19 protein-coding genes are annotated in these 23,398 nt (G+C 65.8%); 4 read left to right on the forward strand and 15 right to left on the reverse strand.

Annotation, left to right across the window (positions count from 1 at the left end; translation table 11 throughout):
• Positions 1-268 precede the first annotated feature (268 nt).
• The 9 genes from IFT67_RS18385 to IFT67_RS18425 are packed head-to-tail and all read right to left on the reverse strand — an operon-like array spanning position 269 to position 8,968.
• A complete protein-coding gene (locus IFT67_RS18385) occupies positions 269-1,945 on the reverse strand; it encodes a GMC family oxidoreductase (RefSeq protein ID WP_192239550.1) in 1,677 nt (558 codons plus the stop codon).
• 53 nt (positions 1,946-1,998) lie between these two features.
• Positions 1,999-2,832, reverse strand: coding sequence for a sugar phosphate isomerase/epimerase family protein (locus IFT67_RS18390; protein WP_192239551.1), 834 nt, complete (start codon positions 2,830-2,832; stop codon positions 1,999-2,001).
• Positions 2,829-3,410: a gluconate 2-dehydrogenase subunit 3 family protein gene (locus tag IFT67_RS18395; protein ID WP_192239552.1), complete on the reverse strand. Its 582-nt coding sequence runs from the start codon at positions 3,408-3,410 to the stop codon at positions 2,829-2,831. The genes IFT67_RS18390 and IFT67_RS18395 overlap by 4 nt, the downstream gene beginning before the upstream one ends.
• On the reverse strand, positions 3,407-4,225 hold the full coding sequence (locus tag IFT67_RS18400) for a 3-keto-disaccharide hydrolase (RefSeq protein WP_244647527.1): 819 nt from the start codon (positions 4,223-4,225) through the stop codon (positions 3,407-3,409). Before IFT67_RS18400 ends, IFT67_RS18395 begins: the two co-directional genes overlap by 4 nt.
• An 11-nt stretch (positions 4,226-4,236) precedes the next feature.
• Positions 4,237-5,160: a hydroxypyruvate isomerase family protein gene (locus IFT67_RS18405; protein ID WP_192239553.1), complete on the reverse strand. Its 924-nt coding sequence runs from the start codon at positions 5,158-5,160 to the stop codon at positions 4,237-4,239.
• Positions 5,161-5,173: 13 nt separating this feature from the next.
• Positions 5,174-5,560, reverse strand: coding sequence for a c-type cytochrome (locus tag IFT67_RS18410; RefSeq protein ID WP_192239554.1), 387 nt, complete (start codon positions 5,558-5,560; stop codon positions 5,174-5,176).
• Positions 5,557-6,702 carry a Gfo/Idh/MocA family protein gene (locus IFT67_RS18415; protein WP_197983159.1) on the reverse strand — a complete coding sequence of 382 codons (1,146 nt, stop codon included), beginning with the start codon at positions 6,700-6,702 and terminating at the stop codon, positions 5,557-5,559. Before IFT67_RS18415 ends, IFT67_RS18410 begins: the two co-directional genes overlap by 4 nt.
• Positions 6,699-7,763 carry a sugar phosphate isomerase/epimerase family protein gene (locus IFT67_RS18420; RefSeq protein ID WP_192239555.1) on the reverse strand — a complete coding sequence of 355 codons (1,065 nt, stop codon included), beginning with the start codon at positions 7,761-7,763 and terminating at the stop codon, positions 6,699-6,701. The genes IFT67_RS18415 and IFT67_RS18420 overlap by 4 nt, the downstream gene beginning before the upstream one ends.
• Complete coding sequence (locus tag IFT67_RS18425) at positions 7,760-8,968, reverse strand: MFS transporter (protein WP_244647528.1); 1,209 nt, start codon at positions 8,966-8,968, stop codon at positions 7,760-7,762. The genes IFT67_RS18420 and IFT67_RS18425 overlap by 4 nt, the downstream gene beginning before the upstream one ends.
• A 185-nt stretch (positions 8,969-9,153) precedes the next feature.
• Between IFT67_RS18425 and IFT67_RS18430 the strand changes: the two genes are divergently transcribed.
• Both IFT67_RS18430 and IFT67_RS18435 read left to right on the forward strand, forming a co-directional pair.
• Positions 9,154-10,206 carry a LacI family DNA-binding transcriptional regulator gene (locus IFT67_RS18430; RefSeq protein ID WP_192239557.1) on the forward strand — a complete coding sequence of 351 codons (1,053 nt, stop codon included), beginning with the start codon at positions 9,154-9,156 and terminating at the stop codon, positions 10,204-10,206.
• The gene (locus tag IFT67_RS18435; protein ID WP_192239558.1) at positions 10,203-11,186 is read left to right on the forward strand and encodes a 3-keto-disaccharide hydrolase; all 984 of its coding nucleotides are present in this window, start codon (positions 10,203-10,205) and stop codon (positions 11,184-11,186) included. The genes IFT67_RS18430 and IFT67_RS18435 overlap by 4 nt, the downstream gene beginning before the upstream one ends.
• A gap of 197 nt (positions 11,187-11,383) precedes the next feature.
• On the opposite strand, the gene IFT67_RS18440 is transcribed toward IFT67_RS18435, so the two are convergent.
• The 6 genes from IFT67_RS18440 to IFT67_RS18465 form a co-directional block, all read right to left on the reverse strand.
• Entirely contained in the window at positions 11,384-12,553 is a 1,170-nt protein-coding gene (locus tag IFT67_RS18440) for a pyridoxal phosphate-dependent aminotransferase (RefSeq protein ID WP_192239559.1), read from the reverse strand.
• A 26-nt stretch (positions 12,554-12,579) separates the two neighbouring features.
• Positions 12,580-14,904, reverse strand: coding sequence for a TonB-dependent receptor (locus IFT67_RS18445; RefSeq protein WP_192239560.1), 2,325 nt, complete (start codon positions 14,902-14,904; stop codon positions 12,580-12,582).
• A 182-nt stretch (positions 14,905-15,086) separates the two neighbouring features.
• The gene (locus IFT67_RS18450) at positions 15,087-16,316 is read right to left on the reverse strand and encodes a dipeptidase (protein ID WP_192239561.1); all 1,230 of its coding nucleotides are present in this window, start codon (positions 16,314-16,316) and stop codon (positions 15,087-15,089) included.
• Positions 16,313-16,783, reverse strand: a complete 471-nt coding sequence (locus tag IFT67_RS18455) for a hypothetical protein (RefSeq protein WP_192239562.1) — start codon at positions 16,781-16,783, stop codon at positions 16,313-16,315. The genes IFT67_RS18450 and IFT67_RS18455 overlap by 4 nt, the downstream gene beginning before the upstream one ends.
• 17 nt (positions 16,784-16,800) lie before the next feature.
• Positions 16,801-18,891, reverse strand: coding sequence for a penicillin acylase family protein (locus tag IFT67_RS18460; RefSeq protein WP_192239563.1), 2,091 nt, complete (start codon positions 18,889-18,891; stop codon positions 16,801-16,803).
• Between the two features lie 8 nt (positions 18,892-18,899).
• Positions 18,900-21,686, reverse strand: coding sequence for a TonB-dependent receptor (locus IFT67_RS18465; protein WP_192239564.1), 2,787 nt, complete (start codon positions 21,684-21,686; stop codon positions 18,900-18,902).
• Positions 21,687-21,890: 204 nt separating this feature from the next.
• Between IFT67_RS18465 and IFT67_RS18470 the strand changes: the two genes are divergently transcribed.
• Together IFT67_RS18470 and IFT67_RS18475 are read left to right on the forward strand one after the other, a co-directional pair.
• Positions 21,891-22,475, forward strand: a complete 585-nt coding sequence (locus IFT67_RS18470) for a sigma-70 family RNA polymerase sigma factor (protein ID WP_192239565.1) — start codon at positions 21,891-21,893, stop codon at positions 22,473-22,475.
• Positions 22,408-23,397 carry a FecR family protein gene (locus IFT67_RS18475; RefSeq protein ID WP_192239566.1) on the forward strand — a complete coding sequence of 330 codons (990 nt, stop codon included), beginning with the start codon at positions 22,408-22,410 and terminating at the stop codon, positions 23,395-23,397. Before IFT67_RS18470 ends, IFT67_RS18475 begins: the two co-directional genes overlap by 68 nt.
• Position 23,398 lies beyond the last annotated feature (1 nt).

The raw sequence follows: 23,398 nt of genomic DNA on the forward strand, positions 1-23,398 counted from the left end.
CTTCCGGAAAGCTTGCAGCATCTGGTTTTTTGCGACCGTCGCAGAAGCCCGTAAGGCACTCCGCTGCGGTTCGACGTATTTAGGAGAGCGAATGTTATAGGTCAAGTGGCTATTTTGACCTGCGATTAAATTCGCTCCCGCATCAGCCACAGCGCCATCGTCTGCCCGTTAACCGTCGGCGCTGCCGGCCCGCGGTTTGCAGCGGCACTTGGACGGGACCGGCCTTGGGGACCCGTGCGCTATCCGGGGGCCGGACAGCCTTCCCGATTTATCCCTTCGTCATCTGGCGCACCGCGTGATCGGCGGCGCGGGCGGTCAGCGCCACGAAGGTCAGCGACGGGTTCACGCAGGAGATCGACGCCATCTGCGCACCGTCGGTAACGTAGAGATTCGAGGCTGCGTGAGCCTGGCTCCATTCGTTGAGCACCGAGGTGCGCGGGTCGCGGCCCATGCGGGCGCCGCCCATCTCGTGGATCGCGTCGCCCGGGACGTGCTCGCTTTCGCTACTTTTGACGTTGGTCAGCCCTGCCCCTTTCAGCATCGCCTCGCCCTGCGTTCGCGCGTCGGCCATCATCTTGAGCTCGTTGTCGCGGAAGCGGACGTCAAAGCGGACCAACGGGACGCCGAACCGGTCCACCTTGCTCGCGTGCAGCGACACGCGGTTGTCCGCATAAGGCAGGCATTCGCCGAACGCGCCCATGTGGAATTTCCACGGCGCATATTGGCGCATGCCGTGTTTCATCGACGCGCCGAACCCGACCGGTGCCGCCGGATCGCGGCGCGCGCTGCCCTGATAGCCATAGCCGCGCTTGAAGCCGACACCCTCGTCGCCACCGATATTGCGGAAGCGCGGGATGTAGACGCCGCCCGGACGTCGACCATATTCGATCAACGAATCCATGCCGGGAATGTCACCCTCGATCCCGACGCGGAAGATGTGGTCCATGACATAGCGGCCGAGCGTACCGCTGGCGTCGAAATAGCTGCGATCGCTGCCGGGTGCGCGCGAGTTCAGCATGATCTGGGTCGACGCGATCGCCGACGCGCAGAGGAAGACGAGATCGGCATTGACCGTTTCCGCCTGGCCGGTCTTGCTATCGATATAGCGGACGCCAGTGACCTTTTTCCGCGCCGCGTCGTACACCAGGTTGGTGACGACCGAGTCCGACTTGAGCGTCAGGCGACCAGTCGCGCGCGCCGCGGGCAAGGTCACCGCCTGCGTCGAGAAATAGGCGCCGAACGAGCAGCCGTTGCTGCACTGGTTACGGAACTGGCATTTCGTGCGGTTCTGGTCGGGCTTGTCCTCGGTCATGTTCGACAGCCGGGTGTGGATCAGTTTGCGACCCGGGAATTTGGTTTCGAGGTTCTGCTTCAGCCATTTCTCGGCGACGTTCATCGGCATCGGCGGCTGGAATTCGCTGTCGGGCAGATAGGGCAGGTTCTCGCGCGAGCCGGACACGCCGATGTATTTCTCGACATAGCTGTACCACGGCGCGACGTCGTCGTAGCGGATCGGCCAATCCCCATCGATGCCGTCGCGCTTGTTCGCCTCGAAATCCTCCGGGCTCCAGCGAAAGCACCAGCGGCCCCAGATGATCGACTTGCCGCCCACCGCCGCGGGTCGGATCCAGTAGAATTTGCTGCCTTCGTCATACGCGTACGGGTTCAGCCGGTCGTCATTGTAGAATTCCTGGTTGCCGGGTGACACATAGCCGTGCGTGGCGATGAAATAGTCGCTGTCGATCAGCGGCTTGGGCATGATGTTGCGCGCCGGGATCTCATAGGCGGGCTTGCCGTCATAAGTGTAGCCCTCGCCGTGCTCGACCATCTTGCCGCGGTCGAGCATCAGGACTCGCAGGCCCTTCTCGGTCAATTCCTTGGCGGCAAAGCCACCGCTCACACCAGACCCTATGACGATCGCGTCGAACCTGTTGGTCTCGGCCATGATCTTCGTCTCCTAATGCTCAGTTAGATATGCGCCCGGTTAGAAACGCCCGGTCAAAAACGCAGGGCGCGCAGCGTCCGGAAACTCGTGGTGATGTCGGGCAGATAGGGCGCGGGGGCCTGATCGTTCTCGACGTAGAAATGCCGGACGCCGGCGCTGCCCTTCAGCTTGAACAGCGCGGCGAAATCGACCGTGCCCGCGCCGACCGCAGCCATGCTGCGATCGGGCCGCATGTCCTTGACGTGGTACGCATAGATTCGCTGCGACAGCCGTTCGATCAGCGTCGTCAGGTTCTCGCCGGCATGCAACGCCCAGTAGAGATCGAGCTCGAGCTTCACGAGCGCGGGGTCGGTCTCCTTCAGCAGCCGCTCGTACAGGCTGACGCCACCCGGCTTGATCGTGAACTCGAAATCGTGATTGTGATACGCGAAGCCCAGCCCGGCCTTCGTCAGATCGGTCGCGAACCGGTTGAAGTTCGGCAGTGCCGCGGTCCAGCCCGCTTCGTTGCGATGCTCGTCGGTCATGTACGGCAGCACGACGGTGGTCGCGCCGAGCGTCTTGGCCATCGTCACCGACTGGTCGAACCGTTGGAGCAGCGCGTCATAGCCGATATGCACCGACGGCGCGGTCAGGCCGAGCTTGTCCATCGTCCGGCGCAGCATCGCGTGGTCCATGCCGTCATAGCCGCCACCACCGAACTCGACCTCGCGGTAGCCGATCTTCGCGACCTGCCCGAGCGTGCCGACTGGGTCCTTCGAGAAAATGTCACGGATCGTATAGAGTTGCAGGCCGATCGCCTTCAACTGTGCCGCGGAGGCGGTCGGCACGAATGCGAGCGCGGCGACCGCGCCGGAGCCGGCAAGCAGGTTTCTACGGCTGAGGATCATGCGGAATACACCTTGTTGACCTGAGAATAGGGGAATGCGCCATTATACTCGCCCGGCACCGGTAGATATTCGCGCTCCTGCGTCATGCCGATTTCCGACGTGTAGTAACCGGTGACGACGAGCTGTCGGAACGCCTCGAAGAAGACGCCGCCGGACGGGATCTGGTCGTTCATCGCCAGCGTGAGCAGCGCGTCTTGCTGCGCCGCGGTCGCCTTAGCGGCGGGGACCTTGTAGTCCTTGAGGCTGCGCGCCTCGATCGCGTCGAGCCCGGCAAGGATCGGGACGCGGTCGACGGGTGCGGCCCAGTCGGCGAGCAGCTTTTCGATATAGGCCGGCACGCCCGCGGCGATCGCACCGGGCGTATCGGTGGTCGGCAGCACGCGTTCGCTGAGCGCGGTCATCAGTGCGCGCTGGGGGGCGGTGAAGACCGCGACGCTGGGCGGGCCTTCGCTGATGACAGGGATGCCGGCGGCGGCGCCCGGTGTTGCCGCGATCCCGGCGGCGCGTGCGATCGGCGCATACAAAGCCGTGCCGAACATGGCGACGACGCCGGCGAGTGCCGTTCTGCGGTCGATCATTTACCGTCCTTTCCAAGGTCCTGCGCGATCGCCTCTTGGGTCAGCGGACGGACCCAGATGTTGCGGAACGACACCGGTGAATCGTGATCCTGGAGCTGGATCGGTGCGGCATCGGCATGCGCAGTGTAACTGGCCACCTTGCGCCAGATGGTGGTGCCGAGCATCGTCTGATGGTTCTGGACGAGCACGCCGTTGAGCAGCGCGGTAACGTACGCCGGGCGGAGCAGGCTGCCGTCGGCGGCGAAGCGGGGGCGTTCGAACACGATGTCGTAGGTCTGCCATTCGCCGGGACGGCGCGCGGCGTTCACCAGTGGCGGCTTCCAGCCATAGACCGCGCCGACGGTGCCATCGGCGTAGGTCGGATTCTGCGAGCCATCGAGAATCTGCAGTTCGTAGCGCTGCATGAACCAGATGCCGCTGTTGCCGCGATCCTGCGATGTCTTGGTCGGCGGGTTGGGCGAGCGGAATTCGAGGTGCATCTGCACGTCGCCGAAGCTCTGTTTCGAGACGAGGTTGTTCTCGCCGCCGCTTGCCGCGCGCGAGGGAATCGTCAGGATGCCGTTGTCGATCGGCCACGCGATGCGATCTGGCTTCCACGCATCAAGCGAGCGCCCGTCGAACAACACGACCGCGTCGGCGGGCGGACCGCCAGGGACTGCGGCTGGTGCGACAACGATCGGCGCGGGGCGGTCGGCATCATGGACGTGCCACTGGCCGCCCGGCAGCATCGGCGTGTCCTTGAAGCCGGGCTTGTCCTGCGCCGCAACCGGCCCCGCCAGCGCCACGACGACGCTCGCCATCAACACCGTCTTCATCCCCATCCCCTTCATGCTGCGTCGATCTCGCGGTAGGCGGCGATCAGGCGATCCTCGCCTGCGCGGCCTGCGATCGAATTGCCGTGTTCCATGCCGATCACGCCGGTGTAGCGTTGCGCCTTCAGCCACTTCACGATCGACTTGAAGTTGATCTCGCCGGTCGAGGGTTCGTTGCGGCCCGGATTGTCGCCGAACTGGATATAGCCGATCTCGTTCCAGCAGGTGTCTAGCGTCGGGATCAGGTTCCCCGACTGAATCTGCTCGTGATACAGGTCGGCGAGGATCTTAACCGCCGGGCTGTTGGCGCCGCGCGCGACCGCATAGCCCTGCGAAATCGACTGCATATAGACGCCGGGATGGTTGGTCCGCGTGTTGAGCGGCTCCATCACCATCGCTGCACCCGATGGCGCGACGATGTCGCCGGCGCGGCGCATCACGTCGATCACGCGCGCAGTCTGGATATCCACCGGAACCTTCGGGTCCATGAAGCCGGTGACGACGGTCATCCGCTTCGCGTTCAGGCGCTTGGCGACGTCGAGTGAGGCGCGGATATCGGCGAGGAACGCCTCGCGCTCGGCACCGTCAATCGCCCCGAGCAACGGCCTGGACTTCGACCATTTCGGCATACTGGCGACGAACACGCCCATCGTCATGCCGCGCTGCGCGAGCGCCTTGGCCATCTGCTCCTGCTCGGCCACCGACCGCGTCGCCGCCTCGTTGTCCTCCCAGGCGGTGAAGCCCTGATCGGCGGCGTAGGCGATCTGTTCGATTCGCCCGCCGCGGCTGGCGAAGCTGCCCTCGTGCGGCGCGTAGCCGAGCGAGAAGCGCGCGGCGTTCGAGCTGCGGCATTGCCCCCCGGCCATGCCCGGCACCAGCGACGCGGCGGCACCGGCCGCGAGCCCGGCCCCGAGCAGGTTTCGGCGGGAGAGCGTCATGCGACCATTACCGTCATTTCGAGCCCTCGGCCTTGAGATAGGCGATGATCGTCTCGCGCTTGGCGGCATCGGGCGTCGCGATCGGCATGCGCGTGCCCGGCACCTTCTTCTGCGGTGCGGCGAGATAGTCGTTGAGCGTCTTCTCGTCCCAGCGCAGCTTCGATGCCTTCATCGCCGGCGAGTAGTTGAAGCCGGGCGTCGCGGCGGCGGCACGGCCGACCACGCCGTACAGGTTGGGGCCGATGCCGTTCTTGCCGCCCTTCACGACGGTGTGGCAGGCGCGGCACGCGGCGAAGGCCGGCGGTGCAGCCGCGGTGGATTGCGCGGTGGTCGGCGCTGAGACCGTGACTGCCGCAACTGCCGCGATGCTTCCCGCGACCAGAGCCATGAGCAGCTTCATTCATTCTCTCCCGGATTTACTGAAGTCCATTTGTGGTCCGCGCCGGCGTTGGCGATCACCGCCTCGATGAAGCGCATCGTGCGCAGGCCATCGGTCACGCCCGGAAACCAGCGGCCGTCTTGATCGCCGCGGATCGCCGAGGCGAACGCGCGGTAAAGATTGCCGAAAGCCTCGATATAGCCCTCGGGATGACCGGCAGGTGTACGCACCAGCGAGGTGGTCGCGTCGAGCATCCCGGGGCCGCCGGTTCGAACGATCTCGGCGGGACGGCCGAGCCAGCGAAGCGTCAGCGTGTTGGGTTCCATCTGCGACCAGTCCAGGCCGCCGCGCTCGCCGTGGATGCGCAGCCGAAGCCCGTTCTCCTCGCCCGCCGCGACCTGCGTCGCCTTGAGCACGCCGCGGGCACCGCCCTCGAACCGGAGCAGCGCGCTGACATCGTCGTCGAGCCGACGACCGTCGACATGTGTCGTCAGGTCTGCGGAAACCGAGTATACCGACAGGCCGGAGACATGCTCGGCGAGCTGGAACGCATGCGTGCCGATGTCGCCGAGACAGCCACCGAGCCCGGCGCGGGCGGGATCGGTGCGCCATTCGGCCTGCTTGTTGCCGTCGGTGTCGATCGGTTGGCTGAGCCAGCCTTGCAGATATTCGACCTGGACCAGACGGATCGCGCCGAAATCGCCGCGCTCGACCCGCGCGCGTGCCTCTTCGACCATCGGATAGCCGCTGTACGTGAAAGCCAGCGCGAAGTGGCGGCCGCTAGCCCTGGCGGCTGCGGCGATCGCCTCCGCCTCGACGACGCTCATCGCCATCGGCTTTTCGCAGAACACGTGGAAGCCGGCGTTCAGCGCGGCGATCGCCATCGGGGCGTGGAGATGGTTCGGCGTTACGACCGCGAGCGCGTCGATACGCTGGTCCGCCGGTAGGTTTCGCTCGTTTCCGATCATCGCGTCGAGCGACGGATAGACGCGCTGTGGGTTCAGTCCGAGCACGTCGCCGGTGCGCGTGTTGCGCCCGGCGTCGGTGCTGAACGCACCCGCGACCAGATCCCAGTCGCCGTCGAGCGCCGCCGCCATCCGGTGGACCGCGCCGATAAAGGCCCCCTCCCCGCCGCCGACCATGCCGAGACGGAGGCGGCTCATGCCTGCTCCTCCGACAACCCGAGCAGCTTGCGGATTGCGGCGCGATCGATGCCGCTGGCGGCGAAGTCGTCGAACGGGCGCTCGGTCAGCCGAATTATGTGGTCGCGGATGAACGGTGCGCCTTCGCGCGCGCCGTCGTCGGAGCGTTTCAGCGCGCACTCCCATTCGAGCACCGCCCAACCGTCATAGCCGTATTGCGCCATTTTGCTGAAGATGCCGGAGAAATCGACCTGCCCATCGCCGAGCGAGCGGAACCGGCCGGCGCGGTCGACCCAGTTCTCGTAACCGCCGTACACGCCGGTTCGGCCGGTCGGGTTGAACTCGGCGTCCTTGACATGGAAGCACGAGATCCGGTCGTGATAGCGATCGATGAAGTCGAGATAGTCGAGCTGCTGCAACACGAAATGCGACGGATCGAACAGCAGGCGCGCGCGCGGATGGTTGTCGACCGCGGCGAGGAAACGTTCCCAGGTCGCGCCGTCATGGATGTCTTCGCCGGGATGGACCTCGAACGCGCAATCGACGCCGGCGCCCTCGAACACGTCGAGGATCGGGGTCCAGCGGCGGGCGAGTTCGGCAAAGGCCTCCTCGATCAACCCGGCGGGGCGTTGCGGCCAGGGGTAGACGTACGGCCATGCCAGCGCGCCCGAGAAAGTGGCGTGCGCGGACAGGCCGAGATTGGCGCTGGCGCGGGCGGCGAGCTTGACCTGTTCGACCGCCCAAAGCTGGCGCTCGGCGGGCTTGCCATGGACTTCGGGGGGCGCGAAGCCGTCGAACAGCGTGTCATATGCCGGGTGGACGGCGACGAGCTGGCCTTGCAGATGCGTCGACAGCTCGGTGACTTCGATGCCGTGGTTCGCCAGCCGGCCGCGAAGATCGTCGCAATAGGTTTTGCTCTCGGCGGCGAGCTTCAGGTCGATCAACTGCGCGTTGCAGGGGATCTGGACGCCGACATAGCCGAGCCCCGCCGCCCATTCGGTCAGCGCATCGAGCGTATCGAACGGAGCCTCGTCGCCGAGGAACTGGGCGAGGAATATCCCGGGGCCCTTCATGCCGGTCATGCTGCACTCTTTCTGGTGTCGTCGCGGAAGGTGAACTGGAACAGCAGCGCGATCACGGCCGCGGCGATCGCGGGATACCACCACATATGCTGCCAGTCGGCGATGGTCGGCGATGCGGGCAGCTGCGCATACAGAAGCGCGCCGATCTGCGATCCGAGCAGCATGCCCACGCCGTAGGTGAACAGCGTCAGCATGCCCTGGGCCTGCGCGTTGACGCCCTTGGGCGTGGCGATCGTGCCGGTGTAGATCGCGCCGGCGACGAAGAAGAAATCATAGCACACGCCGTGCAGCGCGACGCTGAGATACACCGCCCAGATCGACGAACCGCCATCGCCGATCGCGAACAAGGCGTAGCGCAACGCCCATGCGGCCATGCCGACCAGCAGCAGCGGCTTCACCCCGAAACGGCGGTACAGCCACGGCATCGAGAACATGAAGACCAGTTCGGACATCTGGCCGATCGCGAGCGTGCCGCCGACGTTGCTGATGCCGGTCGCGCCGACATAGGGCGAGGCATAGGCGTAATACATCGCCAGCGGGATCGAGATCAGCGTCGCGCAGGTCATGAAGATCAGGAACGAGCGCTGCTTGAGCATCCCGAACGCCTCGACGCAGAACACTTGGCGCAGGACGCTCTCGTCGCGCGGCGCGTCCGCCGTGACGTTCGGCAGCGTGAAGCTGTAGAGGCCGAGCGCGATCGACACGACCGCCGCAACGCGAAAAATCTCCGGACTCGCGGACAGGCCCGCCCAGCCGATGATCAGCCCCGCCGTGATCCAGCCGAGCGTACCGAACGCGCGGACGAACGGGAATTTGTCGGTCCGCTCGCCGAAGCTCTTCAGCGCGATGGTGTTCGCGAGGCCGACCGTCGGCATGTACAGGATCATGTAGCAGAGCAGCAGCCAGACGAAGGTCCCGCCATTCTCCGGTGTCACCAGCGACGGCAGCACAAACAACAGCACGCCGCCGACAAGATGCAGGATCACCATCAGCATCCGCGGGCTAACATAACGCGCCGCAGCCATGCCGAGCAGGAACGAGCCCACGATCGACGCGATCGGCCCGACCGAGAACGCGTTGCCGATGAGGTTGCCGATGCCGACGGTCTGCATGACGAGGCCGAGGGTTACGGTCCAGGCGCCCCATACGAAGAATTGCATGAACATCATGGCGCTGAGGCGGCCGGTGAGCAGGGAGCCGGTCAATACGGGACTCGTCGAGAGATCGCCGGTCGTGGCTGGGGATCCAGTATCTGCAAGCGCCATTCGCCACCTCTCCGATCGCAGTTTTCCTGCTTGTCGATCACAAAGCTACGGAGCTGTGAAACGAATGTAAAGGATTACATTGGATCGCTATCGACACTGCCGCCGAGCCGATCCATGACGAGGTCATGCCGACGATCATCGAAGTGGCCGCACTCGCGGGCGTCTCCACCGCCACCGTTTCGCGCGTGTTGAGCCGCCCGGAGCAGGTGTCCGAAGACACGCGGCGGCGTGTGCTCGAGGTCGTCCGCACGTCGGGGTACGCGCCCAACGTCGCCGCACGGAGCCTGCGCACGCTGCGCGCTGCCAAGATCCTGCTGACCGTCCCCGACATCTCGAACGCGTTCTTCGCCAGCGTCATCCGCGGTGCCGAAGAAGCCGCACGGGATGCAGGGTATTCGGTCGTCGTCGGCGACACGCGCCACGATCCCGAGGTCGAGGATCAATATGCGGAGATGCTCTCGCGTCGCGAGGTCGACGGGCTGATCTTCCTCGGCCATCGCCTGCCCGCCAGCCTCCAGCCGCTGCTGTCGCGCAAAGGCGCCGCCGCGCCGATCGTCAACGGCTGCGAATACAGCGCCGATCTGGGCGTCCCCAGCGTGCACATCGACAACGCCGCCGCGAGTGCCGAGGCGGTCGAGCACCTCGTCAGCCTCGGCCACCGCGAGATCGGCATCGTCACCGGCCCGCAAGCCAGCCCGATCAGCCGCGATCGCCTCGCCGGCGCGATTGACGCGGCGGACCGCGCGGGTCTCCGCGAAAGCCTGCACATTCGGGTAGGCGATTATGCCGCAGGATCGGCGTTCGTGCATGTTCGCAGCCTGCTGGCGGACGGCGTCACCGCGATATTCTGCTTCAGCGACGAGATGGCGATGGGTGCGCTCAGCGCGATCCGCGACGCCGGACTGTCGTGCCCGGAGGACGTCTCCGTGGCCGGTTTCGACGACCTGCCGCTGGCGCGCTATTTCCAGCCGCCGCTGACGACGATCGCCCAGCCCAAGGGGATGATCGGCCGCCGCGCCGTCGAGCTGCTGGTCAGCATCCTGCGCGGCGGCAGCCCCGTTCGACAGGTCACGCTGCGCCACGAACTCGTGGTACGACACAGTACCGCGATCCCCGGCGCCACGCACGGCGCGCACCCGCGGCAACCCGAGCCGAACCCGGCGAGAGGATTTCCATGATCAAGACCTTCGCGCTACCGATCGTCTTCGTGCTGCCCGCGATCGCCGCGGCACAGAGCCCCAAGGATCAGCCGCCGGTCACGGCCGGCGCACCGATCGTCGCCCGCCAGCGGCTCGCCTTGACCGACCTGCCGCCAGCGACAGGCAAACCGGTCATGCTGTTCGATGGCCGAAGCTTGAAGGACTGGCGCCCCTGGCTTGGCTACGTCGACCCCGCGGTGACCTATCGCGGCGATCCCGAAAATAAGCCGATCGGTATTGCTCGCGGCGGCGGTGGTGAAGACTTCGCCGTCCGTCAGGTCGATGGCGGTCCGGCGATCTGGATCAAGGGGCAAACCTGGGGCAGCCTCGTCCACCGCGCGGACCTCGCCAACTATCACCTTCGCCTCCAGTATAAATGGGGTGCGAAGACATGGGCGCCGCGAGATCGGCAGCCGCCGAACAACGGCCTGCTCTACCATACGCACGGCCTGCCGGGGGAGGTCTTCGGGACGTGGCAGCCGTCGATGGAATTCGAGATCATGAAGGGCTCGACCGGAATGGCAGTGGTCGTCGGCGGCAAGGTTCGCGCGCGGACGACCGTGGTCGACGATCCCTCGCTGATCGCGCCCCAGCTACGGTTCCGCGTCGGCGGCCGACCGATCGACATGGTCAACGGAACGCCGACCTGGAACGTCGAGGCCGCGACCGACGCCGAACGGCCGATCGGGGAGTGGAACACACTCGATCTCTATGTGCTGGGTAACCGCGCCGTGCATGTCGTGAACGGCATACCGGTGGCGGAGATCACGGATATCGCGACGATCGCGCCGGACGGAACCCGCCAGCCGCTGACGCACGGACGGATCCAGCTGCAATCGGAAGGCGCCGAGACCTGGTTTCGCAACATCACCGTCGAGCCGATCCGCAGGCTACCCAAGATCGTCGTCGTGAAAGGTGCCGCAGTGGCGAACGCCCCGTCCGGATCACCGAAATCCTAGCCGAGACGAGGCGACCATGTCCGGCACGGCGTTCGCCCCGATCGTGCCGGACATGAGCACAGGCAGCGTAGCATCCCGCGCCAGAGCGGGACTGGGCACGATCCGACCGTCACGAACCTGACGATAGGACTTAGCCGGCCCGTGCCGCCAGCACGATCCCGGACACGCCATCGAACTTCGCCCGCTCTCAGTCCGGTTCAGGCCATGACCTTGTCGAGCGCGACGCAGAACGCCTTCATCTCCGTCGCCGAGCCGACCGTCACGCGCGACACCGTAGGCCAGATCGCCCACGACCGCCCGATCTCGACGCTCTGCGCACGGAACGCCGCCTGCACGTCCTTTGCCGGGCGCGTCTTCCAGTCGATCATGATCATGTTCGCACTGGTCGGCTTGACGACGATGTTGCGCGCGCGGAGGTGATCGAGCGCGATGCCCCGCGCCTGGACCATCTCGGCGCGGCGCGCGGCGATCAGCGGCGCCGCGGTCAGGCTTGCCGTGGCGCACGCCAGCGACGGCAGCGGCAACGCACCCGACTGCATGCCGCCGTCGTAACGGATCATCTTCGCCAGGATATCCGGCCGCGCCATCGTGAAGCCCATCCGCATGCCGGCCATCCCGAAGATCTTCGAGAAGGTCCGCAGCACGATCACGTCGCGCCCTGCCGTCACCAGCGGCGATGCCACCGGCACGCCCGCGAAGTGCGTATAGGCCTCGTCCACCAGCACGATCGAGCCGGCGGGTTTGTTCGCGATCAGCCATTCGATGTCGGCGATCGGCGTGATCGTCCCGGTCGGGTTGTTGGGCGTGCAGATGTAGTACAGCCCCGCGTTCGGATCCGCCGCGAGCATCGCGCGGACGTCATGCGCATACTCGGCGGTCAGCGGCACGCGCTTGACCGGCGCACCGAGCCAGTCCGCGGTTCGCCCGGCAAGCTCGAACGTGGGGTCGGCGGTCACCAGACCCCGTTGCGGCGAACAGAAGCTGACGATCGCGCGCGACAGCGGATCGCTCGAGCCCGGCCACGGCGCGATGTGATCGTACGGCACCCCCTCCACCGCCATCACCGCCTTGAGGAAATCGTTGCGCTCGTCCTGCGGCGCGTACCGATTGCTGTTGGCGATGATCTTCTGCGCGGCGCGCTGGCCCGGCAGCAGCGGCCCGGTCCAGCATTCGTTCGCGCCGATCCGCACCTTCGCGGTGGGTGCCGGATCGGGCACGCCTCCCGACGCCCAGGCCGGGCGACCGAGCGACGCCGCCACCGCCCCTGCGCCGAAGATCCCCGCGACCCGCGCGAGTTGCCGCCGCGAATAGCCCCGGTCGAGCAGGTCGTCGCGGGCATCTTCGGGAAGATAAGTCTGTTCGGTCATGGCAAAATCCTCGCTGGAGACAGAGATCAAAGGTCGACCGACAGGCTGAGCTGTACGGTGCGCGGGCTAAGGGGGCGGAACAGACCGTCGCCGGTAATCGCGGGCGAGATGAACGAGAGTACGTCCTTGTCGAACAGATTGTCGACGTTGACGCGGATCTTCGCGTTCTTGATCGGGCCGAGCGAAAACCCGTCGCCGATATCGGCATAGGCGGAGAACACGGTGAACCCGGGCACCGACGATCCTGCGCTGTTGTCGAACGTCGAGAAGCGCTTGCTCGTGTATTTCGCGGTGAGATTGGCGACCAGCCACGGCGACGGCTCGACGGTGACGCCACCCGACACGATCCACTTCGCGCTGTCGGGCAGGAACTTGCCTGCGGTCCGATAGGTCAGCGTCGGGTTGGCGACGATATCATCCTGGAACTGCGCATGGTTGTACGTCACGTTCGCGTTGAAATAGGCGAACCCGCGCAGTGCGGTCGGCTTGAAGTTCGCGAGCAGCTCGGCGCCATACGCCTCCACGCCACCGACATTCTGGTAGAAGGTCTCGGTAACGTTGCTCGTGCCCGGCAGAATCGAGGTGATCGACTGGATGCGATTGTCGAACTTGGTGTAATATCCTGTCAGCGACGCGAAGAACTGCGACTGCGTGGTCCGCACGCCCAGTTCGACATTCTTCGAGCGCTCTGGTGCCGGTGCCGCGACCAGCGCCGCCGAACTCGCGTACGACACCGAGAAGACGTCATCCATCCCCTTGGGCAGCGCCATGTTCTCCGCATAGGACGCGAACAGCTGCGAGCGACCGTCGGGAAGCTTGAACAGGATGCCCGCGGTCGGCAGGAAATAATCCGAATAGTGCGCGCGGTTGTACTGCGGACCCCAGCCGGCGACCGCAACGCCGTTCACGACCCGCGCGTAATCGTTGAAGTCGCGGTAGCCGCGGTGCTGGTAATCGAGATCGAGCATCTTGTTGCCCAGATCGAGGCTGAAGCTGTCGGTCAGCGCGATCCGGTCGCGGACATAGAGCTGCGTCGTCTGCCGCTCGGTGCGGTAGTCGCGGCGCAGATACACCGGCTCGCTGTAGATCGGATCGGCGGCGGGCGACCCGCCGACCGTGTTGTAGCGCAGCTGCGTGCGGTGATATTTGTCCTGTTCCGCCCAGATCCCGGCGTCGAGCGCGTGGCGGCCGACATCGGCGTGGAGCGACTGGACGATGCCGATCCGGTCTCCGCCAACTCCCGACACGCCGAACTGCGTGCCGCGGGGTGCGGTAAGCGCAAGGCCGACCGCCGATTGCTGGCGATACCGGGTGAGCGAGTTGGCGTAGCTGTCGGGCGACACGCCGTAGCCGGTCTTGTCCTCCCAGTAGAGCGTCGTCTCGGCATAGACATTATCCGCGATACCGGCGTGGAAGGTCGCGCCGTACAGCTTGTCCTTCCGCACGTTGATCGCGAGGTTCGAGACATAGGTGTAGTTGGCGTTCGAATATTGCGGGCCGCCGGCGACGGGCGCGTAGACCGGCACCGTCCCCAGATAGCCGCGGTACCGCCCGACATTGCCGCCGAGATCGGGCGTCGTGGAATTGTATTCCGCGCGGGTCAGCGACGGGGAATCGTAATCGAAGAAGTCGTTGGCGACGAACTTGAACCGCGCCCAGCTCGTACCGCCGAGGTCGACGTGCGCCATCGCCTCCCAATGCTCGCGGTCGACCGATCCTGCACCGCGCCATAGATCGGTATCGAGCTTGGTGCGGCTGACATAGGCTTTCAGCGGCCCGACCCGCCCGGTGCTGACGCGCACGAACGTCCGCTTCATGTCGAAATCGCCGAAGCTCTGCGACGCGAACACGCCGAGATCCTCCTGCGGTTCGATCGAGCGATACGACACGATCGGGCCGAGCGAGGAATAGCTCGGCATCGTCACCCCGCCGGCGCCCGGCGAGGCCTCGACCATGCCGAGATTCTCGTTGTCGACGTAGCGGAAGATCGGGCTGCCGCCGAATGCGTCGCTGCGCCCGGTCGGGATGCCGTCGACGATGAAGCCGATCTGGTCGAGGTTGAACGCGCGCACCTGGACGCTGTTGCCGAACTCGTAGAGGCCGAGCGCGCCATCGGTCTGGACGTTGAACCCGGGCAGCGACTCGAGCATCTTGAGGCCGGAGATGCCAGATGGCGCGGACAGCAGCGCCTCCCGCGTGACCGCGACCGTGCTGGTGATCCGGTCCTGCCCGACCGCTTCGTCCGCCTGCGAGATACGACGGCCGCTGACGACGATGTCGGCGGTCGTCTCTTCCGTCACCTGCGGCTCGGCGGTCACCTGGGCGCGCGCGGTCATTGGGGCGACGGCCATCAGAAGAACGAGGGCGGTACCGACGGAATAACGGGCTTTGGTCAATGCGAAAGGCTCCCTTCTGGGTCGGCGAACCGACCGTTGAGTGCCTTCAGACCGACCGGCCACCGTCTAACGGCGTCCCGGTCCCCTCCCCCTTGTTCAATCCGCGGCGGCCTTTCTGCGGCTCGCCGGGCTTGCCATCACGACGTCACAGGTATCGCCGGCTTCACGCCCGGTTCGGCCAGCCGCTGCGCCGCGTCGAGCACGCGCAGCGCGTTGCCGCCCCACACTTTCGCCACGTCCGCCGCGCCGAAACCGCGGGCTAGCAATGCCGCGGTGATCTTCGGATAGTCGGCAACATCGTCGAACCCCTCGACTCCGCCGCCGCCATCGAAGTCGCCGCTCATCCCGACATGGTCGATCCCGGCCACCTCGATCGCGTGGAGCAGGTGCTTCATCACGTCGTCGAAATGCGCCTTCGGCACCGGCCATTTCGCGTCGATCGCCTTGCGCCCCGCGACCAGTTTCTGGCGATCCGCGTCGGTCATCTTCTCGAAGTCGATGCCGGTCATCAGCGACTTCATCGCCGCATCGCGCTCCGGGATCTTGGGTTGCGGCACCATGTAGCCGTTGAACGCATTGACCTGCACCACGCCGCCCTTCGATGCGAGCAGCCGGAGGTCCGCGTCGGTCACGTTGCGCGGATGGTCGAAAATCGCGCGCGCGCCCGAATGCGACAGGATGATCGGCGCCTTCGACAGCGCGATCATCTGGCGCAGCGACAGGTCCGAGCTGTGCGATGCGTCGATCACGATCCCCAGCCGGTTCGCCTCCGCGACGAACGCGCGCCCCTTCTCGCTCAGCCCGTTCCATTCGGGCGTGTCGGTCGCGCTGTCGGCAAGGTCGTTGTTCTTGAAATGCGCCGGGCTCATCATCGTCACGCCGAGCCGCTGGAACGTCCGCATGAGGCTCAGGCCCGCCTCGAACGGATATCCGTTCTCCATGCTCATGAACACGAACCGCTTGCCGCCCGCGACCGCCGCGCGCGCCTCGGCCGAGGTCGTCACCAGCCGGAACACAGTCGGATGCGCGGCGACCATCTCGCGGATCTGCACCGCGCGAACGAGACCTGCATCGCGCGCGGCCCGGTCGCCGTCGGGCGTACGCGGCCCCTGACCGATATAGATCGCGAAGAACCCGCCATCGACGCCGCCCTCCACCATCCGCGGATAGTCGACCTGGTCGCCCGTCACCGCGACGTCGTGGCGATCCATGATGCTCCACCCCGCGCGGCCGAGATTGGCGGGCGTATCGAAATGCGTATCGAGCACGATCGCGCGCTCATGCACCGCGCGAGCCGTCTTGGGATCGGGCGCCGCGCCGACGATCAGTGGCGCGGCAAGGAGAACGGCGACGATCTTGCGCATCATTTCACCCGATCGAACCATTCGAGGAACGCCTTCGACTTGCCGTCCGGTGCCTTGCCGATGCCCCAGCGTACCAACGACTTGCCGTCCTTGGCAAACCGCCAATATTGCCCGACGATGACGTCGCCGTCCTTCTGTTCGAGCACCTGCAACGTGTCCGCATCGAGTGGCCTGATACGGATCTCGTTGAAGCGCGGATTGTCCATCGGGCTGACGCTGTCGTCGAGCGTCGCGACGAAATCGTTGATGTACGGCGGCACCCCGGGACGCGTCGTGTTGACCGCGTGATAGACCAGCTTGTTCGGTTCGAACTTCATCTCGATCGTCAGCTTGAAGCCCTTGGGAAACTTGCCGTCGCTCCAGTAGCTCTTTGCCTCGTTCGACACCCACGTCCCGCTATGCGTGTCCTTCGCCATCGCCGGGGTCGCCGTCATCGCAGCCAACACTGCCGCCATCCAGAATTTCGTCATCCGTCGTCTCCCCGAATTTAGAATTTGGTCGTCTCTTCGACATGCTTCTCGACTTCGCCGCGCGTCGTCCAAAGTGTCCGGAACGTCTTGTTCGCGAGGTACGAGAGCTGGTCGGACTCGTGCTTCGATCCGGGCTGGCTCGAATTGCCGTAGCTCATCAACCCGACCGCCTTCATCGGCGTCCCGAACTCGACCATCGACACGAACGTCTCCCCGTGGAGCGGCGTGCGCTGGCCGTTCTTCATTGGCCCCCACGTCATCGTCCGGAACACGCCGGTATTCCCGAACCCGCCATTCCCCGGCAGGTCGACCGCTCCCAGATGGAAGCGCGAGACCTCGCCGAACGGCCGATCGACCGCGCCGTACAGCGTCCGCGTCTTGGCCACCGCCGCCTTCAGCATCGCCAGCGCCGCCGCCGGATCTTTCAATCCCGTCGGCGTCTGCAGCGGCCGCTCCGCCGACCACGTCTCGCGGTAGTTCTTGAGCGTCGTGAAGTTGATCGGCGAGAACAGCAGCGCCCAGGTCTCGAACAACAGCGCACCTCGCGCGTCCGGCTCGAACCGGTGATCCCACCCCTTCAGCAACGCCGCCGCGCTCTTCAGTTCGGGATCGTCGCTCGCCTCCGCCAGCGGCACCAGTTCGGGCAGCAACCGGTCCGCCATCAGCGACCGCGTCGTGACCTTCTTCGCCACGAAATCGTCGAAGCTGATCTTCGGCCCCTCGGCGAGCAGCTTGACCGACATCTGCGCACGCTGGCTCATCGGCCCGCGCACCGCGACATAGGCCGGGAACTTCGCCGGATCGAGCACCTGCGGCCATGTCGACACCCAGGGCGGATCGTTCGCATTCTGGACGAAGCCGAACGCCGGATCGAGCACCTTGGGCAAATCGTCATAGCCGTGCACGTCGGTCCACAGGGTCTTCGACGTATTGCCAGCCACCGGCCGCGACCATGTCCTGAAATCGCCGTCCGGATGCTTCGGCAGGATACCGTTGTCGAGATACAGGATGTGCCCCGCACGGTCGCCATAGACGATGTTGAACATCGGCACCTGTACGCGCCGCACCGCCGTCTGAAACTGCGCCCAGTCGCGCGCGCGGCCCATCTCGTAATATTGCGAGAGCACGCCCGGCCGGTCGAGCCCCGCCACCTTCAGCGCGATCGTGCGCCCGTCTGGGGTCGCGAACACCGGACCCTGCACGCTCGATCGCTGCTCGAACGCGACCGTCTTCAGCGTACCGTCGGGCTGGCGCACCTTGAAGCTCTTGCCCACCGTCTTGAACGGCAGCGTCTTGCCATCGAAACTATACCCGCCGTCCGCCAGCTTCAGATTGTACGCGGTAAAGCCGAGGATCGTGTTGACCGTGTTGGTGAACCCCAACTGGTCGTTGAACCCGAACCGCAGGATCGGCAGCCCGACCTGCGTCGCGCCGTACAGCGACAGCCCCGGCCCGTTCAGATGCGCCTCGTAATAGGTGAGCAGGCTCGGCGACCACGGCAGATGCGGGTTGGCGAGCAACAGGGTCTTGCCGCTCGCCGAGCGCGACGGCGCGACCGCCCAGGCGTTCGACCCGCCGGCCTCGTTCGCCTCCGGGTTCGCCAGCACCTTCTGTTCCGACGCGATATAGACGTAGTTCATCAGGCGGTGCGCATGCGCCATGACGTCGACGCCGCGGATCGGCAGCACCTGCAGCACGGTCGGATCGAGCGTCTCGCGGTGCGCCTCGGCATAGGCGTTGATGCCCGCAGCGAACGCATCGAGGTCGGCGCGGAACTGCGGCGTCTGTTGCGCATACCAGCGCGCCGATCGCTCGGGCACGTCGTTGGCGATCAGCCATTTGTCCGACGCCGCGTATTTGTCGCCCCAATATTCCGCCGCCCGCGCGCGCGCCTCGCCGTACAGATGGAGCAGAAGATTGCCGTGGCTCTGCGCCTGCGCATAGCCAAAGCCGTGGAAGATCCCCGCCTCGGTCTTCGCATAGACATGCGGCACGCCGAAGCTGTCCCACAGGATCTCGCCGCCTTTCGCGACAGGCGTCTTCGAGGTCGCGGCGGGTGCCACCAGGCCAGCCGCGATCACGGCACTCACGATCACAAGGTTGCGCATGCTCATCCTCAGAACTCGACCGACACGCGGCCGTAATAGAAGCCGCCGGTGAACCCGTAGGCGCCGCCGGTGGAATAGAAGCCCGCACCGGTGTTGACGTTGGTCGCGGTGTCGTTGCGGTCGGGATAGGTGTTGAACAGGTTGTTCGCGCCGACCGCGAGGTTCAGCTGCTTGGTCGCCTGCCACGCGAATTCGAGATCGGTGATCCACTTCGCGCCGAACGACCGATCGCTGACGACCGCGTTGCCGTATGCCTTGAACCCGCCGTAGCGGACGACGCGCGTGCTCAGCGAGAAGTCGCCCGCGGTCGCGACGTTGCCGATGAACAGCTTGGTCCGCGGCAGGTTGACCGTCAGGTTGCTCCGCGACAGCCGGTCGAACAGCACGTAATCCGCGCCGAGCGACGCCAGCGCCGCCGGGTTGTCCTTCACCCCGGTGATGATCGTCTTGTTGTAGTTGTAGCCGAGGTTCCACGAGAGGTTCGCCACGTCGAACAGCGGGTGACGATAGGTCGCGACGACGTCGATGCCGCGCGTCCGGGTGTCGATCGCGTTGGTGTAATATTGCGCGCTGATATCGGGCGACTGGCCGTTCGCGATCAGGATCGCCGACACCGCCGAGCCGGTCAGCGTGCTGGTGATCGCGATCCGATCCTTCACCTTGATCTGATAGCCGTCGATCGTCACCGTCAGCCGCTCAAGCGGTTGCAGGACGATCCCGCCGCTGAAGTTGGTCGATTTCTCGGGCGTCAGCGGCTCGGCCCCCAGCGCGACCGCGGCAGGCGATCCGACCGGCAGCGTCTTGATCTGCAACAGGTTGAGCACCGGCGGATTGCCCAGATTGCGGAACTGCCCCGTCGTCGACGCATAGATCTGCTGCGCGAGCGCGGGCGCGCGGAACCCCGTGCTGACCGCCCCGCGCAACGCCGCCCACGGCGTGATCGCATAGCGGGCATTCAGCTTGGCGATCAGCGTATCGCCGCTCTCGTCGTCATAATGCTCGTAGCGCACCGCGCCACCGATCGTGATGTCGCGCGTCGGATCATAGGCGACGTCGAGATAACCGGCGAAATTGTTGCGCTTGATGAAGCCGGCGTCGTCGGGCGTGAACCCGGCGGCACCCGACGCGCCGGGCGATGGTCGGCCGAGGCTGCTGGTGTACGTTCCCGCCGCATAGCTCGCGGGTTCGCCCTGCTTGATCTGATAGCTCTCGATCCGGTGCTGGATACCGGTCGAAACCTGGAGGTTGCCGCCGCCGACCTTGTAGCCGCGCGTCAGGTCGAGCGAATTGACCGCCTCCTTCGACACCAGCGTACCGACGTAGAATTCGGTCTGGCTGGTCGGTCCGAGCGAGGCGTTGATCGTGTTGTCGGCATTCTGCCGCGAACGGTTCTTGCCGAGCGTGCTGCTGAAATCCCAGTGCCAGCCGGCGACGACGCCCTTCGCGCCGACCGCGAACTCGTAATCCTCTTCGGCGATCACGACGCGGGGATAGAAGCCGTTGGGATACACGCCCGGCAGCGAGTTGGCGTTGGTCGCCGGGCGGTACGTGTAGTTCAGGTCCGACTTGCGCTGGCCGTACGTGCCGAAGCTGTAGAGCGTGACGTCGCCTAGGTCATAGCCCGCATTGTAGCTGCCGTTGATGCTCTCCTGCGGCATCGCGCCGTAATTGGAGGTGACCTGACGATCGATCGTCGCCTCGCGCGGATCGAGCTGCCCGGCGACCAGCGGATAGAGGCGGATCGTCGACGCGATCGGCTCGGCGCGGTTGGAGGCGAGCTGTTTCTTGGCGCCGACCGCGACGTTGAGGAAACCGTCCTCGCCCAGCTTCGTGCCGATATCGAACTCGGCGCGATAGAGTTCGCCGTCGCTGCGGTCCATGTTCTGGCCTGCACTGGCGGTCGCGAAGCCGCCGCTCGACGACTTCTTCAGGATGATGTTGATGACGCCGGCGATCGCATCCGACCCGTATTGCGCCGCCGCACCGTCGCGCAGCACTTCGATATGATCGACCGCGGCGGTCGGTATCATGTCGAGATCCGCCGGTACCGAGCCGTTGTAATAGGTCGACACCGCGTTGATCAGCGACGTCTTGTGGCGCCGCTTGCCGTTGACCAGGATCAGCGTCTGGTCCGGGTTCAGCCCGCGCAGGCCGCCGGTCGAGATCACCGTGGACGTGCCGCCACCCGCGCGCGACGGCAGGTTGAACGACGGGATCAGCGTGTTGAGCGCGGCGAGCACGCCCGACCGCCCTGTGCGTTGCAGATCCGCGCCGCCGATGACGTCGATCGGCGTCGGGCTGTCCGCGACCGTCCGCGGCTGGCCGCGCGATCCGGTGACGACGATATCGCTGCCGGCATCCTCCTGCACCTGGGTCTCAGGGGGCGTGGGCGGCGGCGGCGCGGCATCGCGGCGCTGCACGACCTGCCCCGCCATTGGCCGCGTCATCGTCGCCGCCAGCGCGACCGGCCGCAGTGCAGCCGTGTCGGCGCGCAACGCGACATAGCCGTCCTTGATGACGACGATCTTCAGCGAGGTGCCACGGATCAGCCGCGTCAGCGCATCGCGTGGCGACATCGCGCCGCTGACGCCCTGCGATCGCAGTCCGACGACCTGTTCATAGGGGTAGAGCAGACGCAGCCCGGATTGCTGCGAGAATTGCGCGAGCGCGGCCTGCACTGGCTGCTCGGCGATCCTGAAGCTGACCTCTTGCGGCTTGGCGATCGCGGCGGTCGGCAGACCGACGACGACGGCACACCCGGCCAGGCTGCGTGCGACAATAGAGAAGGCTGGCATGTGGCGAAGATCCCCCGATCCGTAGCGTCCTGCCCCTTCGAACGAGTTGCCGATAAAAACCCGCCACCCGTCGTTCACGAAATTTTCAGGCTGTCTCGCCGCCTTTCACGCGCTTCCACGCACTGGACAGGATCGCGGCGGCGTGGTTTGTTACGAATCGAAGACGCTTTTAGGAGAGGCAACTCGAACGCCCGGGAGTGCGTCGTGGCTGCCGATATCGATCGATATACCTGGTTCAAGACCGTCGTGCTGCCGCACGAACCGGCGCTGCTCGCACGGTTGCGCCGGATCGTCCGCAACCGCGACGACGTCGAGGATCTTGCCGCCGAGACGATGGCGCGCGCCTATGCCTGCGTCGATTTTACGCGGATCGATCGCGGCCGCGCCTTCCTGTTCCAGATCGCGCGCAATCTGATCATCGACATCGCGCGGCGCGACAAGATCGTCTCGTTCGACGTCGTCGCCGATCTCGACCTTCTTTATGTCGACAACAGCGTCGAGGCCGGGCTTCATGCGCGCGATGAACTCCGCCGGCTGAAGGTGATCGTCGACACGCTGCCCCCGCAATGCCGCCGCGTGTTCCTTTTGCGGCGCGTGCACGATCGTTCGATGACAGAGATAGCGGAAGAATTGGGTCTGTCCGTTTCTACAGTCGAAAAGCACCTGACCAAGGCGATCACCCGCATTATGCAGGCGATCAGGGACCGCGAGGAAGTTGCCGTTGAACGATACGACCGCGCAATCGAAGAGGTCCGAGATCGACGTGGAGGCGGCGCGACTGGTCGCTAGCCTCTCCTCGACCCCGGATCCCGCGCGCGAACGGATCGCGATGGACTGGGCGGGCCAGAGCCCTCTCCACGCGATCGCCCTCGCCCGGGCGGAGAGCGCGTGGGAGACGGCAGGTCGGCTGCGCGCGGCCGCCCCACAAGGCGACACCGCGCGCGAAAATTCGCACCCGACCGGCCACTGGATCGCCAGGCCGACGCATCGACGTACGTTGCTCGCCGGCCTGCTCGCCGCGAGTGCGGTGGGCGGTATCGCGACGACGCTCGCACTCGGATCGCGCGACGAACGCTACACCGCCGATATCGGTACGCGCCGATCGGTATCGCTCACCGACGGCAGCCGGATCGACCTGAACACCGGCTCGGTCATCGCGGTCGCCTTCGAAGCAAGCCGCCGCGTCGTCCGCCTGTTGCAGGGCGAGGCGATGTTCGATGTCGCGCATGACGCGGAACGCCCCTTCTACGTGCAGGTCGGCGGCAGCCTGCTCCGCGTGCTAGGCACCGCGTTCAACGTACGGATCCGCGCCGAACTGGTCGAGTTGACCGTCTCCCGCGGTGCCGTCGGCGTCAGCGACGGCGCGAAGATGCTGCGCACGGTGGCTGCGGGCTACGGCGCGGCCATCCGCGGCGGCGTCGCGGAGACGAACCATCTCGGAGACGCGGTCGTCCGGCAGCGTACCGCATGGCAGGAGGGCGTGATCGAACTCGACGGCGATACGCTCGAACAGGCGGTCGCCGAATTCAACCGCTACCGCCACGCCCCCATCGTGCTGGGCGACAATCGCCTCGCCGCGTTGCGGATCGGCGGCCGGTTCGGAACATCGGACTCGGCGCAGTTCATCGCTGCCGTTCAGCAGATCCTGCCGGTTCGCATGGTCGCAAATGTCGATGGATCGATCTTGCTGACGCCTTTGCCGACGCAGTAGG

The organism is Sphingomonas sp. CFBP 13728, from assembly GCF_014841895.1.
Classification (GTDB): domain Bacteria; phylum Pseudomonadota; class Alphaproteobacteria; order Sphingomonadales; family Sphingomonadaceae; genus Sphingomonas.